Origin of the sequence: Pseudalkalibacillus sp. R45, from assembly GCF_052246725.1 — a bacterium.
Lineage (GTDB): Bacteria > Bacillota > Bacilli > Bacillales > Fictibacillaceae > Pseudalkalibacillus.
This window is the reverse complement of the sequence record NZ_JBQQCL010000005.1, coordinates 127,226-142,178: the sequence shown is the minus strand read 5'-3', so window position 1 is coordinate 142,178 and position 14,953 is coordinate 127,226. Positions and strand designations below refer to the sequence as shown.

Genomic DNA, 14,953 nt, shown 5'->3' with positions numbered 1-14,953 from the left:
GAAATGTAATGAGGGTTGTCGTACAACGAGTGTCCAGTGGTGAGGTGCTTGTGAAAGACCAAACAGTCGGAAAAATTGGTCAAGGTCTTGTCCTGTTGGTTGGTATAACCCATGAAGATACGATAGAGGATGTCGAATTTCTAGCTGAAAAAATACCGAATCTTCGGATCTTTGAAGATGGAGATGGCAAGATGAACCGATCACTATTGGATATTGAGGGTGCGATACTCTCCGTATCGCAATTTACATTGTATGGGGATTGCAGGAAAGGGAGACGTCCGAATTTCATGAATGCCGCTAAACCGGACATAGCTGAAGATTTGTACGAAAAATTCAATTCAAAAGTACGTGGAAAAGGGATTCGGGTTGAAACAGGAGAATTTGGTGCAATGATGGACGTTCGGATCCACAATGATGGACCAGTTACCTTGATCCTGGATACAGATGACATGAAAAAGTAAATTTTTTGCTCCATAACTTAATAAATGACAAGGGACTGTCCTAGAAGTATCTGAGTCTCTCCAAACTTAACAACATTTTGAGAAAACAGTGGTATTGTTGTGGTGGAGGTGTCTGACTCTTTTCTTTTAGAACAGTCCCTTTTCCTTTGTTATGTAAACATTTTTCTTTGGTAAAATACGTATTAATTGAAGGAGAAGGCAGTAGGGAAGCTCTAATTTTCCTTGCTATTTTTTCGGTAAGTTACGAAGAGAATTGTTGAAGGACTTGATAAGAGGGGAAAAGTATGGTAATTTAATATAGATGCACATTCATATATTGCATATGTGCAGAAAAATCCCTATTATAATTTTACACCATAAAAGATCCCCCGTCAACCCCGATTACTAAATTTTTTGGTTTAAAGTGAATTGACCGCAATTCAACAGTCAACACATTGATTGACATCCTTATGAGTGAGCCCACTCAGAACCAAGTATTGTTTGGTTCGAGCCTCCTCGTCAGTTTTCCAGTGACAACGGGTCGCTTCCGCTTTTCTTTCGCCGGCGGAAAGGGAGTGAATTTCGAAGAAATCAACATCATTCTTTAACAAAGCTAATGTAAAAGGAGTGCTTATATGAACAAAGGACTTCAGAAGGAACAAAAAAGATTGGACAGTGTCTTGGAGACGATTACGGAACAGATCGGTGAGCTGGAAGATGAAAAAGTCCAGCGTCAGGAAGAAGTGATCGATATTCGGAAGCACTTTTGGGAAGACGTAAAGGTTAATACTGATACGTTTGATGATTATCTCGAAACGATCATCAGCTTAAGGCAGCAAGCCCAGAACCTGTCTGTTAGGCAAAGCACTCATAAACAATCAGTAAAGCGATTGTCGGCATTGCGCCGTATGAAGAAGACGCCATACTTCGGCAGGATTGATTTCACTGAAGAAGGCATTTCCGATACAGAACATATTTACATCGGTGTCTCCACCCTTACGGATAAAAGTGGTGAAAACTTCCTGGTTTACGACTGGAGAGCCCCGATTTCAAGTGTGTACTATGATTACCCGCCTGGTCCTGCGGTATACGATACACCTGAAGGTAAAATCAAGGGTATACTGGAGAAGAAATGGCAATATATCATCCAGAGTGGAGTCATTGATTCTATGTTTGATACCAGTCTCACGATTGGAGATGAGATTTTACAGCAAGTCCTTGGCAAAGGAACTGACAAATATATGCATAGCATAGTGGCTACCATTCAACAGGAACAAAACAGAATCATCCGGCATGATCACGGGAGGCTTCTGATCGTTCAAGGCGCAGCGGGGAGTGGCAAGACATCAGCCGCTTTGCAGCGAATCGCCTATTTGCTTTATAAATATCGTGAGTGGCTGAAACCTGATCAAATCGTCCTGTTTTCTCCTAATGCGATGTTTAACGCCTATGTCTCCACAGTCTTGCCGGAACTTGGCGAGGAAAATATGCAGCAGGTCACTTTCCAGGAATACCTGGATCACAGGTTAAGCCGCACATTTCAAGTCGAGGATCCTTACGAACAGCTTGAATATGTATTGACGAAGACAGGTGCTCCTTCTTATCAAACTAGGATGGAAAGCATCCGCTTTAAGGCATCGACTCATTTTTTTGATATGCTCAAGGCATACAGGCAGTCTCTTGAATCATCCGGAATGGTTTTCAAAGGGATTAATTTTAGAGGGAAAAAACTGATCTCTGCCAAAGAAATAACAGAACGGTTTTATAGCGTAGATACCTCGCTCCGGTTTCACAATAGAGTCGAAAAGTTGACAGAGTGGCTGATGAAGAGAGTGGAGCAAGCCGAAAAGCTTGAACGAAAAAAGCCGTGGGTGGAAGATGAAATCGAGTTGCTCAGTAAGGATGAATACCAAAAGATTTATAATCAGTTACGGAAAAAAACCGGTTTTGAAGAAGGGCAGTTTGATGACTATGAGATGGAGAGGAAAGCACTAGGCAGGATGATTGTCAGAAAGAAATTCAAGCCTCTGCGGAAACGGATCCGAAGTCTGCGTTATATCAACATAATAGAAATATATAAACAGCTTTTTATCGAGCATACAAGCAGCAAACTGTGGATTCATGGGAACATACCTGACGAATGGGCGGATATTTGTTCTTTGACTGTAAAAATGCTGGATGAACGTAAATTGTTTTATGAAGATGCAACACCATTTTTGCTTTTGAAAGAACTGATTCAAGGGTTTCAGACGAACAGTTCGATCAAACATGTACTGGTAGATGAAGCACAAGACTATTCCCCGTTTCAATTCGAATTTTTGAAACGTTTGTTTCCTTTTGCAAGGATGACAGTGCTCGGAGACTTTAATCAGGCGATATTCGCACATGCCAGTGAAAGAGTCGATTTCAACACGCTCACCAGTTTATATGGTCAAGAAGAAACGGAATCGATCAACTTGAATCGCAGTTACCGATCCACAAAGCAGATCGTAGAATTAACAAGAGAACTCATCCCGAATGGTGAACAGATTCATGCTTTTGAACGTAATGGTGAGAAGCCCCAGTTGACCAGACTGCCCAATCACTTTGAGTTACACCATAGTATTGTTTCAAAAGTAGACGACTTGCAGAAGCGACATTACAATACGATTGCGATTATAGGCAAGTCAGCTTCAGAATGCAATACAGCCTTTGATTCTCTAAGCGGTATAAAAGGTCTCAAACTGGTGAAAAGCGGGTCGATTGAATATGAACAAGGTGTCGTTGTCATACCGGCTTATTTAGCTAAAGGCATCGAATTCGATGCTGTCATCATTTATGACGCCTCAAAACATGTGTACGGAGATGTAAGTCTACTCAGATTGTTTTACACGGCTTGCACGCGGGCTATGCATGAACTGCAGATTTACACAGTAGGCGAACCAAGCCCCTTATTACTTAACGTTTCACCAGAGAGACTAAAGCAAAGGCAATAGTATAGAAGTTCAGTAAAACTATCTTCTTACGAGAAAAGGCGCAAACATGGAATATGGCCTTTACCCGTAAATGTAAAAAAAGAGCTCAGAATCAGAGCTCTTTTTCTTGCATTTAAAGAAAGTATAAATACTTCTTCAATATAAGGCAACTAAGGCTCGTCCTACGCTAAGGCTTGGCTGTGCCAAGTTTTCTTTATGGATTCGTATGTGGAATAGTCTGTGAAAAATGTGTGATCGGCTGTTGATTTTAGCGAAATTTTTTAGTTTGTAGAAAAGTACTTTGCAAGCCCGCGGTAGATGGCATGCCCGGCTTTATCTTTATACGATGCTGATCGGATATAATGTTCCTCCTGGGAGTTTGAGAGAAAGCCTAGTTCCAACAATGCTGCAGGCTGATGGTTGGTCCGTAATACTTGGAAATTACCAAATGCGACGCCGCGATTTGATAATCCAGTTTGTCTTACGAGTTCATCCTGTAAGGAGCTGGCAAGCGCAGCATCTTTCAATTTAGAATAGTAAAAAGAATTAATTCCTTTTGCACTTGGAAAAATTGATGAATTGAAATGCAGACTGATAAAGGCATCTGCTTGATTCGAATGAGCTAAGTAAACCCTGTAGGGTAGACTGATATATTGATTATCATCTCTTGTCATGACTACTTTTGCCCCTGCAGCCTTTAATTTTGACGATACCGTTTTGGCGACACTTAAATTCAAGTCTTTTTCAAGTGTTCCATATGTCGTTCCTATCGCGCCGGTGTCATGCCCCCCATGTCCCGAATCTACAACGATGGTTTTTCCTTTCAAATGGTCTCCCACAGTCGGATGTGCAATTTCCGGAAGTGAAGCCCCACTTATAGATACGATCCATCCAGCGACATAAGCCTCTTGTTGATTGGAAAGCTTTATTTTATACCAGTCACCTTGTTTGGATAGAACCGGAAATTGATCACCTTTGTTTCCTCTTGCAACGACTGTATGGTTTGTTGAAGGACCGTTTCTAAGATTTGTTCCATTATAAAGCAATGAAATCGAAGGTTCATTTGATAAATCTTCATCCTTTTTTGGAGTAGTCGACCTTTTAATCTTTTCTAAATACCAGGAGGCCGCCCAGCCCTTCATATTTCCATGCTCGATGTATGCCCAGTCGTTCATTTCCTTCAAAATTTCAACTTCTGAATTCTTCTTCAATTGACCGATGATTTTTCCGTTTAAAGAGCCTTTGTCTCTTACGTTCAATATCGAAGCAGTAACTTTTGCCTTAGCAGAAGAAGTTGAAGGAGTTGGGGTAGATGGCGTACCGGAAGAAGTATCCGTGTCTTTCGACTTGGTTACATATTTGCCTGCAACCCACCCATTGCTGTTATTGAATTTGATCTTATACCAGCCATTTTGAATATCCAATATTTCAACAACTTCGCCTTTGCGGACTGAACCAATCACGTTGGATGTCGTTCCAGGCCCATTACGTACGTTAAGAGTTGCTACATTAACCACCGATTGGTCGGTAGTGGTCGGGGTTTCTGTACGAGTTGGGTGACTGCTTGATTCGATCAGCCAAGAGGCCAACCAACCGATAGAATTCTTGTAATTGATTTTTGTCCATGAGCCCCTGGTTTCAATGGTTTGGAATTTTTCATGGGGATAGATTTGACCTAGTACAGTAAACGAAGTATCAGGACCAGAGCGTACATTCAACCCATCAACTTTTGAAGAAACCCATTTTCCTGATGGTGTATTGGCGTCATCACTTTGACTAGAAGATGATTTGTTGGTTTTTTTCGCAAACCAACCGGCAATCCAGCCTTTTTTACTTCCTATCTGGATTTGCAGCCACTCTCCGCTTTCAGATAGGATTGCATATTCTTTATTCTTATGTACTTGTGTCACAATCGAGTTGCCGAGTCCTGGGCCAGACCGGACATTCAATGTATCCACTGTGATCCTCGCTTTTCCGTGATTTGCTGCAGACACGGTATTTCCTAAGAAGGGTACTATAGCACCAAAAACCAACATGCTGACGAAAAAGATATACCAAAACCTTCTCACCTATACACCTCCAAAACTTGTTTGTATCTCTTATATCGGTGCGAAAAGCCCGAAGTTTTATTTATACATTTAAAGAAAGGATAAAATACTTTCTTCAATATAAGCGCAACTAGAGGTCAGCCTGCACCAAAGGCTTGTCTTTGCCAAGTTTTCTATTTATGTGGTTCTGCAATTTAATAAAAAAACCTTTCAAAGATGTAAAAAAATACGATTAAAAGGTAATGATAGGTAGTAATATGAAAAGTCCAGGTGGTTGTGAAAATGAGAAGAAGCCTAAAACACGATGCGATGAATCATCGATCCAATGCTTTGTTCGGGATGGATTTCCATAAATTCATCGAAAAGGAACATATGATGAGCAATTATGAATTAGCAGAAGAATTCGGTGTCAGTCTTGAAGCGGTGAAGAAATTAAAACAACGATTGATGCGATAAAATCGCTTGCAGATTGCCCACGGAAAGCGAGTATATTTCCAAAAACAACAATCCGTGTGAAAACAGTCTTGTAATTATTTTGAATGAAAAATAGGCTTGACATCAGGGGTAAAGGTCCGTATGATAGTAATCAATTCAAATGATACGTAAACAACCAGTGATGGAGAAAAGTACTTCAGAAACTCATGTTCAGAGATGGGATGCCAATGGCTGGAAGCATTCCTACAGAGAGCCTGGAAGAAAGACACTCCGAAGGTTTTGTCCCGAACCATACCTATTTGCAGTAGGGATTAAACGTAGGCAGGCGTTAACTGCAGCTTGAGTGGAAGCATTTATTGCTTCAACTAGGGTGGTACCACGGGTAAATACTCTCGTCCCTTCTTTTGATAGGGGCGGGAGTTTTTTATTTGGTTAACCATCATTGGTGATTTTTTTCTTTTTAAGCGAAATTCACGACACGAAGGTTTGTTTGCATAGGGAAAAAACTAACTTAAACAACAATCCATGCGAAAACAGCCAAAATTAAAGGTCGTTTGAAAAAAGGTGAGGAGTGAAGCACGATGAGTTTTCAAATTCCTAGAGGAACCCAGGATATTTTACCAGGGGAAGTTGAGAAATGGCAGTTGATAGAAGAAAAAGCGAAAGAACTTTGCCGCAAATACAATTATCACGAAATTCGCACGCCGATTTTTGAATACACCGAGTTGTTCCAACGTGGTGTGGGTGATACGACAGATATTGTACAAAAGGAAATGTACACGTTCAAGGACCGCGGCGATCGCAGTTTGACGCTTCGCCCAGAAGGCACCGCTTCGGTTGTACGTTCATTTGTACAACATAAACTGTTCGGTGAAGCACAACAGCCAACCAAGCTTTATTACATTGGACCGATGTTCCGTTATGAGCGTCCGCAAAAGGGACGTACGAGACAATTCGTTCAGTTTGGTATCGAGGCGTTGGGAAGCAATGATCCAGCGATTGACGCAGAGGTGATGGCTCTATCGATGGAACTCTATCAAGAACTTGGTCTGAAGCATTTGAAGCTGATCATCAACTCACTCGGTGATAGCGACAGTCGAACAGCTCACCGTGAAGCGTTAGTCGATCACTTCAAACCTGTTGTCAATGAGCTTTGCGAAGATTGCCAAAACCGGATCAATACAAACCCGTTAAGGATCCTTGATTGCAAGAAGGATCGTAATCATCCGAAAATGCAGTCTGCGCCTTCGATTCTTGATTATTTGAATGATTCCTCTAAGACGTATTTTGAAAATGTGAAAGCTTTTCTAGACGAACTCGGTGTCTCTTATGAAGTGGATCCGACATTAGTTAGAGGATTGGATTATTATAACCACACGGCATTTGAAATCATGAGCGAAGCACCTGGATTCGGCGCTATCACCACGTTAAGCGGTGGAGGCCGGTACAATGGTCTGGTCGAAGAAATTGGTGGTCCGGAAACACCTGGAATCGGTTTTGCAATGAGCCTGGAACGTTTTCTCGTCGCATTAGAGGCAGAAAAAATCGAATTGCCTGTGCAAAAGGGAATTGATTGCTACCTTGTCTCGTTAGGGGAAGAACCAAAAAAACGTAGTATGTCCATTTTACACGATCTCCGCAGCGCTGGATTGACGGCCGACAGGGATTTCTTAGATAAGAAAATGAAGGCGCAATTTAAAGCAGCTGATCGTTTGAATGCCAAATATGTTCTTGTCCTGGGGGAAGATGAGTTAGAGAAAGGAATCATCAATGTCAAGGACATGGGTACAGGTGAACAGGTAGAGGTACAGATTGGAGAAGCAACAAAATATATAGTTGAACAACTTGAGGGAGGATCACTGTCATGATCGGAAGAACACATCATTGCGGAAAACTAACAGAAAAAGAAATTGGTTCAGCAGTTCAATTGAAAGGATGGGTCCAGAAACGTAGAGACTTAGGAGGTCTTATATTCATTGATTTACGTGATCGTTCTGGTATCGTGCAGGTTGTATTCAATCCTGAAACATCCAGGGAAGCAACGGAGCTGGCAGAACGTGTTCGTAACGAGTACGTCCTTGACGTAAAAGGGACGGTGGTTGCACGTGATGAAGCGACAATCAATGAGAATATCGCAACTGGTAAGATCGAAGTTCGTGCAGAGCAAGTTGAAATTTTGAATGCTGCGAAAACACCGCCTTTCGTTATTTCAGATAAAGAGGAAATTACAGAAGACGTTCGATTAAAGTATCGTTACTTGGATCTCCGGCGTCCGATCATGCAAGAGACTTTCAAGACGAGAAGTAAAGTGACGAAAGAAATCCGTAACTTCCTTGATAGTTATGAGTTCCTTGAAATGGAAACGCCGATGCTTACAAAGAGTACACCAGAGGGAGCACGTGACTATCTAGTGCCGAGCCGTGTTCATCCAGGTCACTTTTATGCATTGCCCCAATCGCCACAGATCTTCAAGCAGTTATTGATGGTGTCTGGTTTCGAGCGGTACTATCAAATTGTCCGCTGCTTCCGGGACGAAGACCTTCGGTCAGATCGTCAGCCAGAATTTACACAGATCGATATCGAGACTTCGTTCATGGATCAAGAAGACCTCTTCAAGATGACAGAGGAAATGATGAGTAGGGTCATGAAAGAAACAAAGGTTATTTCTTTAGAAACGCCGATTCCAAGAATGACATATGCGGAAGCGATGGATCGTTACGGTTCTGATAAACCTGATACTCGTTTCGGCATGGAGCTTGTGAATGTTTCATCTCTTGTGGAAGGATCCGATTTCAAGGTATTTGCATCAACTGTCCAGAGCGGCGGATCTGTAAAAGGGATCAACGTTAGCGGTCAAGCAGATCAATTTTCGAGAAAAGATATCGATCAACTGACTGAATTTGTAAAAGTTTATGGCGCAAAAGGACTTGCATGGTTGAAAGTTGAAGAAGGTGGTCTCAATGGGCCGATCGCAAAATTCTTTGATGAAGCAATCCAAAGAGGATTGACGGACGCGTTCGATGCTAAAGCCGGAGACTTGCTATTGTTTGTGGCAGACAAGCCAAAGGTAGTGGCAGAAAGCTTAGGTGCATTACGTTTGAAGCTCGGGAAAGAATTGGACTTGATCGACAAAGAAAAGTTCAACTTCCTATGGGTCGTAGATTTCCCGCTGTTGGAATTTGATGAAGATGCAAACCGATATGTGGCGGCACATCATCCATTCACAATGCCGAAAGTGGAAGACCTTGACAAGCTTGAAACGGATCCGGTGAATGTCCGTGCCCAGGCGTATGACCTCGTATTAAACGGCTACGAAATCGGCGGGGGATCACAGCGTATTTATCAAAAAGATGTTCAAGAACGGATGTTCAAAGCGCTTGGCTTCTCATTAGAACAAGCCTATGATGAGTTCGGATTTTTGTTAGAAGCCTTCGAATACGGAACCCCTCCACATGGTGGAATCGCGCTTGGACTTGATCGTCTCGTCATGTTGATTGCGGGTCGCAGTAATCTGAGAGATACAATCGCGTTCCCGAAAACAGCTAGTGCAAGTTGTTTATTGACGAATGCACCAAGTGAAGTTAGTGGATCTCAACTTGATGAACTTCATCTTAAAGTACAAGAAAAGACAGCAAATAACAAATCATGAGCCATTGGTCACCTTCCATTTGGAGGGTGGCCATTTTTGATGAAGAAATTCATTAGTTCTCATTAAAAAGGCTTCCTGTTTTGCGTTTCGACGTTCTAGAATAACAGAGTACTTTAACACATTAGAGAACTGATTAGTAAAGAAGTCTGATTTTTATGAAAACACTGACAAATCATTGAAAGCGGTTAAAGTTTATGCTATTCTTTAAATACAATATCAAAGAGTCCTGAGGTGTACGTTTCTGCCGAACGTTTGAGCCAACACTTTACAAATGGGAGTCTAAGTTTATGATTTGCGTGCAAGCCTTCAGTGAAAGGACGCATAAGAATTGTAACAGGACACCCACCTTTTCAGGCAGGTTCAACACAGAAGGATTTCGACGGCACATATGGGACTCTTACATGTTCAACCACGAAGCAATCAGGTTAACCTGGTTGCTTTTAAATTTGGTTTGATTGTTTAAGTTAAGAGATCGTTTCAATTTATTTCCTATCGTATTTCTAGTTTAGTTGTTCTTCTGGTTAGTTGTTGCATTCAAGGCGTTCCTTCATATATGCTATTATGGACATTTGATTGGAGCACGGGAGGAATTCACAAGATGTTACATCAGTTTTCACGAAATGAATTAGCAATAGGAAAAGAAGGATTGGAAGCACTCGAAGGTTCAACAGTAGCAGTGTTGGGAATCGGAGGTGTAGGTTCGTTTTCTGCTGAAGCGCTTGCCCGTTCTGGGGTCGGCAGGCTTATCCTTGTTGATAAAGACGATGTCGATATCACAAACGTCAATCGACAGCTGCATGCATTATTGTCCACGGTCGGACAGCCTAAGGTGGATTTGATGAAAGAGCGGATCGCTGACATTAATCCTGAATGTAAAGTCGAAGCGTTGAAGATGTTCTATACAGAAGAAACATATGAAGAGTTCTTCAGTTATCCACTTGATTTTGTTGTGGATGCGTCCGATACGATTTCTTATAAAATCCATTTGATGAAGGAATGCTTGCGAAGGAATGTTCCGATCATCTCAAGCATGGGTGTGGCCAACAAAATGGATCCGACAAGACTCCGTATTGAAGATATCTCGAAAACTAGCTATGACCCGATAGCAAAAGTCATCCGTACGCGGTTGCGTAAAGAAGGTGTCCATAAAGGGGTCAACGTCGTATTTTCTGATGAAAAACCTGTCCAAATACGAGAAGAGATTCGTAAGAGCATCGTACCGGATGACAATGCGAAGATTCGTAAAGCGAAAATGCCACCCTCATCAAACGCCTTCGTCCCATCGATTTCCGGGCTTATGATGGCAGGACATGTCATCAACAAGCTGTTGGAAAGCAACAACATAAAAGTGGACCGAATCAGATAAACCTATTTAAAAAAGCTTTGTTAAAAGATTGCCCGCGGAAAGGGAGTAAATTTTCGTTAAATCAACTAAAACTAATACTCCTAAAAAGAAAAGGCTAACTCTCCATCTTATCATAACGGGATGTAGGAGTTAGCCTATTTTTCAAAGGCATGGCTTTGCCAAGTTTCCTTTATTTCATTCCCGGATTGGCTCGATATTCAGAAATAGGAATGTCGAGAGCAGTAGATAGTTTGAACAACATATCACGATCAGGAATAAGTTCATTGTTTTCGATCCTCTTTAAAGTATGGATCGACAATCTGGAATTCAAAGCAAGCTGCTCAATGGATATGTTCATTTCCTCACGGTGACGTCTAATTGTATCGCCTAATTGCAAGTTGTTCTCCTCCCATCCCGTAAATATTTTTTGACCCTGTTAAAGTTTAATGTTGATTCATACAGAAAAGCTGTTTCCTAAAAGTTTGTTGCTTATGGAATGTTCTAAAGAAAGGTGCTGAAACCTTTTGACAGTGGAAATATGCGAGACTCCAGCGGGAAAAGCAAGCTAAGCAAGAACCCGCAAGCTTTTAAATGATCTGACTAAAAGCCACCACGTCCTGCGCCTGCGGTTACTCGGCGCAAAACTGCAAGGCTGGAATAAAAATCCGTGGTCTTGTACTGAACATTATAAATTTTACGATACCTTTGCTGTAAACGGAGTGAATGTCGCAGGATAGATGGTTTATATTCATATATATGATTCTATTCACTTAAATCATAACGACTTTGAAAGATTTAAGCTGTGAGAAAAATCACACATACAAAAACGGGCTGTCCCAAAAGTGTCAGACACTTTTGGGACAGCCCGTTCAGATATTTACATTTAAAGAAAGTATAAAATACTTCTTCAATATAAGCGCAACTAAAGTTCAACCTGCGCCAAGGCTTGACAAAGCCCAAGTTTTCTTTACATTTAAAGAAAGTATAAATACTTTCTTCAATATAAGTGCAACTAAGGCTCAGCCTTCGCTAAGGCTTGGCTTTGCCAAGTTTTCTTTATTTCGCTACTTTTTCTAAATTACCGTTTTTGTCCATTTTGAACTTTGAAGCTGAAAGCTCTTCTTGGTCTTGGAGCAGGACCATACGTCTTGCCCGATCCATGATTTGAAGTAACGCTTGATAATCATCCTTTAAAGATGCGAAATTATCTTTCAGCTCTTTCAATTCTGCTTCATACTCTTTATTTTGCTTTTTGAGCATATCGCATTCTTGTTCAAGACGTTCGTTTCTTTCTTTTACAGATTGAGAACCTGTGTTGTCGTTTTTTAACTGACTTAAAAAATGGATGACTGTATCCAAGTCCATTGATTGCGTTGCAACCTCTTGTCTTTGAACAGGTTTTTCTTCTACTTGTACCTGATTTGTTTCTGATTTTTCTTCGGCTGTATAAGTTCTGTGCTTCGGTTCAGAAAGAGGATGATAGTTTTCAAAATCCATAGTGTCATCAAAGCGAGTTTGATAAGCATTGGATTTCTCTGGTTGCTTCGGTTTGTTTGATGCAACAGCTCGTTTGCGTTCTTTTCGTTGTCGGCGTGCAATCTTCAAGGCTTGCTCGTATTTTTTGCGTACGATGGCATTCCATCTGAATCCGACGGCTGCAGATGTTCGATCCAATTTGTCACCAACCTCTTCAAAAGCTTGAAGCTGTGTACTCCCTTCACGAACGTGTCTTAGCACTGTTTCGGCTAATAATAGATCATCTTCTTCTGACCATGCATCTTGTCTCTGATTTGACATGAAAAATTCTCTCCTTTTTATCCCAGAAGGTTTTTAGCCTTATCTTGGACAAAAATGAGAGAAACTATACAAGATTACTATATTATTTTTCGACTAAAAGATTGATTGATAGGTTATTCTCCTTTTTCGTTACGCTCTTTAAAATAATCAAGCCTTCGTGTGACCGTTTTTTCATAACCTCGTTCACTCGGCTGATAGAAGGATTTATGCTTCAGATGATCAGGAAGATATTGTTGTGGAACATATCCATCCTTATAATCGTGTGGGTATTTATAACCGATTCCAGAACCTAATTCCTTTGCGCCGCTGTAGTGGGCATCTCTTAAGTGGGTCGGAACTTGACCGGTTTTTTCATTTTTGACGGTGTTCAAAGCTCGATCGATACCAGTGATTACTCCATTGCTCTTTGGGGCTGTTGCAATATATAAAGCTGCTTCTGCAAGCGGAATACGTGCTTCTGGCATTCCAATGAAATCGACAGCCTGAGCTGCAGCTTGAGCGATCAACAATGCATTCGGATCAGCAAGTCCCACATCTTCAGCAGCATGGACATAAAGCCTCCGTGCGATGAACTTCGGATCTTCTCCTGCATAGATCATTTTTGCAAGCCAATAAAGGGTCGCATCAGGATCAGAACCACGGATGCTTTTGATGAAAGCGGAAATCGTGTCATAATGGTTGTCACCTTGCTTATCGTATTGCAGTACACGCTGTTGAATCGATTCTTCAGCGATTTCTATAGTTATATGGATGACACCATCTGAGTCAGGCGGAGTGGTGAGCACAGCTAGTTCGAGTGCATTCAAGGCTGTACGTGCATCTCCACCGGCTACATCCACCAAATGTTCAAGCGCTTTTTCCTCAGCATGGATGTTATGATTTCCAAACCCTCTTTCAGGATCCTTGATGGCTGATTGCAACACTTCTTTCGTATGTTGATCAGTCAGTGGTTCGAATCGGAACAGCCTTGATCTAGATAAAAGAGCTCTGTTGATTTCGAACATCGGACTTTCTGTAGTCGCTCCAATCAAAATGATCGTTCCATCTTCTACATACGGTAAAAGGGCATCCTGTTGACTTTTGTTAAAACGATGTATTTCATCAATAAACAAAAGTGTCTTCTGATTATCCATCTTCAAACGTTCCCGTGCCTGAGTCGTAATCGTACGAATATCTGCCACACCTGAAGTGACTGCGTTGATTTGTTCAAAATGCGCAGCTGTCGTATTCGCGATGATTTTTGAAAGAGTCGTTTTACCCGTTCCTGGAGGTCCGAAGAATATCATGGCTGAGAGCTGATCTGCTTCAATCGCGCGACGGAGAAGCTTTCCTTTACCTACAATATGTTCCTGACCGATGAACTCATCCAAATTCCTAGGCCGCATCCGGTCCGCCAGCGGTTTACCCTTCGGACCCTCTTCCATCTGCATATCGAATAAATCCATATGTTCACGTCCTTTCATGGACAACCTTCAATTATAACTAGGTTTGAATCAATTCAACTGAACGATACTATACGGCTCGATTCAATGCAAGAAGAACCCTTTTCGTGCTATAATGTCATAGGAAAAAAATTCAGATACAATCTATATGAAGAATCACACCACAACTTGAATTATAGACAAGCAGCCTAAAGAATAACGATTTGGGAAATAACTAGTTTTACAGGTGTATTTGAGTTGTTAATTGAGGAGGATACTATGAAAATCTCGACAAAGGGACGTTACGGATTGACCATCATGATGGCACTGGCGAAGAAACATGGTGAAGGACCAATCTCACTAAAATCAATCGCAAAAGAACACGAACTATCAGAACATTATCTTGAACAATTAGTAGGTCCGCTCCGTAATGCAGGATTAGTCAAAAGTGTACGGGGGGCATATGGCGGGTATACTTTGACCCGTGATCCGGAAACCATAACAGCAGGAGATATCATCCGCGTACTTGAAGGACCGATAACCCCAGTTGAAATCATGGATGACGAAGAACCTGCAAAAAGAGACCTTTGGATCAAAATCCGCGATGCGGTAAAGGAAGTGCTCGACAGCACCACTCTCGAGGAGTTGGCTTCTTATACTGGTGGGGATGAGGATCAAGAGTCTTACATGTTCTACATTTAAGGATAGATTTAATAAGTCCAAATGATAAACTGCAAATTTCCGACGCACAGGAAGTGACGGGGTTGGCCCGCGGAAAGCGAGTATTTCCACGCTCTTCAAAAACTAAATGAGCCTAAATTAAAGTGATGTTTCGTAAAACCAACAAAATAAAAGTTTGTTCAA

11 protein-coding genes, 1 other RNA gene and 1 other annotated feature are annotated in these 14,953 nt (G+C 41.5%); of the genes, 8 read left to right on the top strand and 4 right to left on the bottom strand.

Going from position 1 to position 14,953, the window contains the following annotated elements:
* Positions 1–8: 8 nt before the first annotated feature.
* Together dtd and helD are read left to right on the top strand one after the other, a co-directional pair.
* Positions 9–461: a D-aminoacyl-tRNA deacylase gene (gene dtd, locus ACTWQL_RS11445; protein ID WP_443142572.1), complete on the top strand. Its 453-nt coding sequence runs from the start codon at positions 9–11 to the stop codon at positions 459–461.
* Positions 462–1,075: 614 nt separating this feature from the next.
* Positions 1,076–3,415 (top strand): RNA polymerase recycling motor HelD, encoded by a 2,340-nt coding sequence (helD, locus tag ACTWQL_RS11440; RefSeq protein WP_443142571.1) that lies wholly within the window; start codon positions 1,076–1,078, stop codon positions 3,413–3,415.
* Between the two features lie 260 nt (positions 3,416–3,675).
* Here the strand turns inward: helD and ACTWQL_RS11435 are convergent, their stop codons facing one another.
* The gene (locus ACTWQL_RS11435) at positions 3,676–5,463 is read right to left on the bottom strand and encodes an SH3 domain-containing protein (RefSeq protein ID WP_443142570.1); all 1,788 of its coding nucleotides are present in this window, start codon (positions 5,461–5,463) and stop codon (positions 3,676–3,678) included.
* A gap of 261 nt (positions 5,464–5,724) precedes the next feature.
* Between ACTWQL_RS11435 and ACTWQL_RS11430 the strand changes: the two genes are divergently transcribed.
* From ACTWQL_RS11430 to ACTWQL_RS11410, 5 genes are all read left to right on the top strand, one after another.
* Complete coding sequence (locus ACTWQL_RS11430; RefSeq protein WP_443142569.1) at positions 5,725–5,898, top strand: RNA polymerase subunit sigma-70; 174 nt, start codon at positions 5,725–5,727, stop codon at positions 5,896–5,898.
* A 148-nt stretch (positions 5,899–6,046) separates the two neighbouring features.
* Positions 6,047–6,280 (top strand) — a binding site (T-box leader).
* Positions 6,281–6,458: 178 nt separating this feature from the next.
* The gene (gene hisS / locus ACTWQL_RS11425; protein ID WP_443142568.1) at positions 6,459–7,745 is read left to right on the top strand and encodes a histidine--tRNA ligase; all 1,287 of its coding nucleotides are present in this window, start codon (positions 6,459–6,461) and stop codon (positions 7,743–7,745) included.
* Entirely contained in the window at positions 7,742–9,526 is a 1,785-nt protein-coding gene (aspS, locus tag ACTWQL_RS11420) for an aspartate--tRNA ligase (RefSeq protein ID WP_443142567.1), read from the top strand. The genes hisS and aspS overlap by 4 nt, the downstream gene beginning before the upstream one ends.
* Positions 9,527–9,746: 220 nt before the next feature.
* A non-coding RNA gene (ssrS, locus tag ACTWQL_RS11415) (6S RNA) lies at positions 9,747–9,925 on the top strand.
* Between the two features lie 199 nt (positions 9,926–10,124).
* Complete coding sequence (locus ACTWQL_RS11410; protein WP_443142566.1) at positions 10,125–10,892, top strand: tRNA threonylcarbamoyladenosine dehydratase; 768 nt, start codon at positions 10,125–10,127, stop codon at positions 10,890–10,892.
* A gap of 169 nt (positions 10,893–11,061) precedes the next feature.
* Here ACTWQL_RS11410 and ACTWQL_RS11405 read toward each other — a convergent pair whose 3' ends face one another.
* The 3 genes from ACTWQL_RS11405 to ACTWQL_RS11395 form a co-directional block, all read right to left on the bottom strand.
* A complete protein-coding gene (locus tag ACTWQL_RS11405; protein ID WP_443142565.1) occupies positions 11,062–11,268 on the bottom strand; it encodes a helix-turn-helix domain-containing protein in 207 nt (68 codons plus the stop codon).
* A 659-nt stretch (positions 11,269–11,927) separates the two neighbouring features.
* A complete protein-coding gene (locus ACTWQL_RS11400) occupies positions 11,928–12,668 on the bottom strand; it encodes an RsfA family transcriptional regulator (protein WP_443142564.1) in 741 nt (246 codons plus the stop codon).
* Positions 12,669–12,781: 113 nt separating this feature from the next.
* Entirely contained in the window at positions 12,782–14,113 is a 1,332-nt protein-coding gene (locus ACTWQL_RS11395) for an AAA family ATPase (RefSeq protein WP_443142563.1), read from the bottom strand.
* 255 nt (positions 14,114–14,368) lie between these two features.
* Here ACTWQL_RS11395 and cymR point away from each other — a divergent pair, with 255 nt between their 5' ends.
* Positions 14,369–14,791 (top strand): cysteine metabolism transcriptional regulator CymR, encoded by a 423-nt coding sequence (cymR, locus tag ACTWQL_RS11390; protein ID WP_443142562.1) that lies wholly within the window; start codon positions 14,369–14,371, stop codon positions 14,789–14,791.
* The last annotated feature ends 162 nt before the right edge of the window (positions 14,792–14,953 follow it).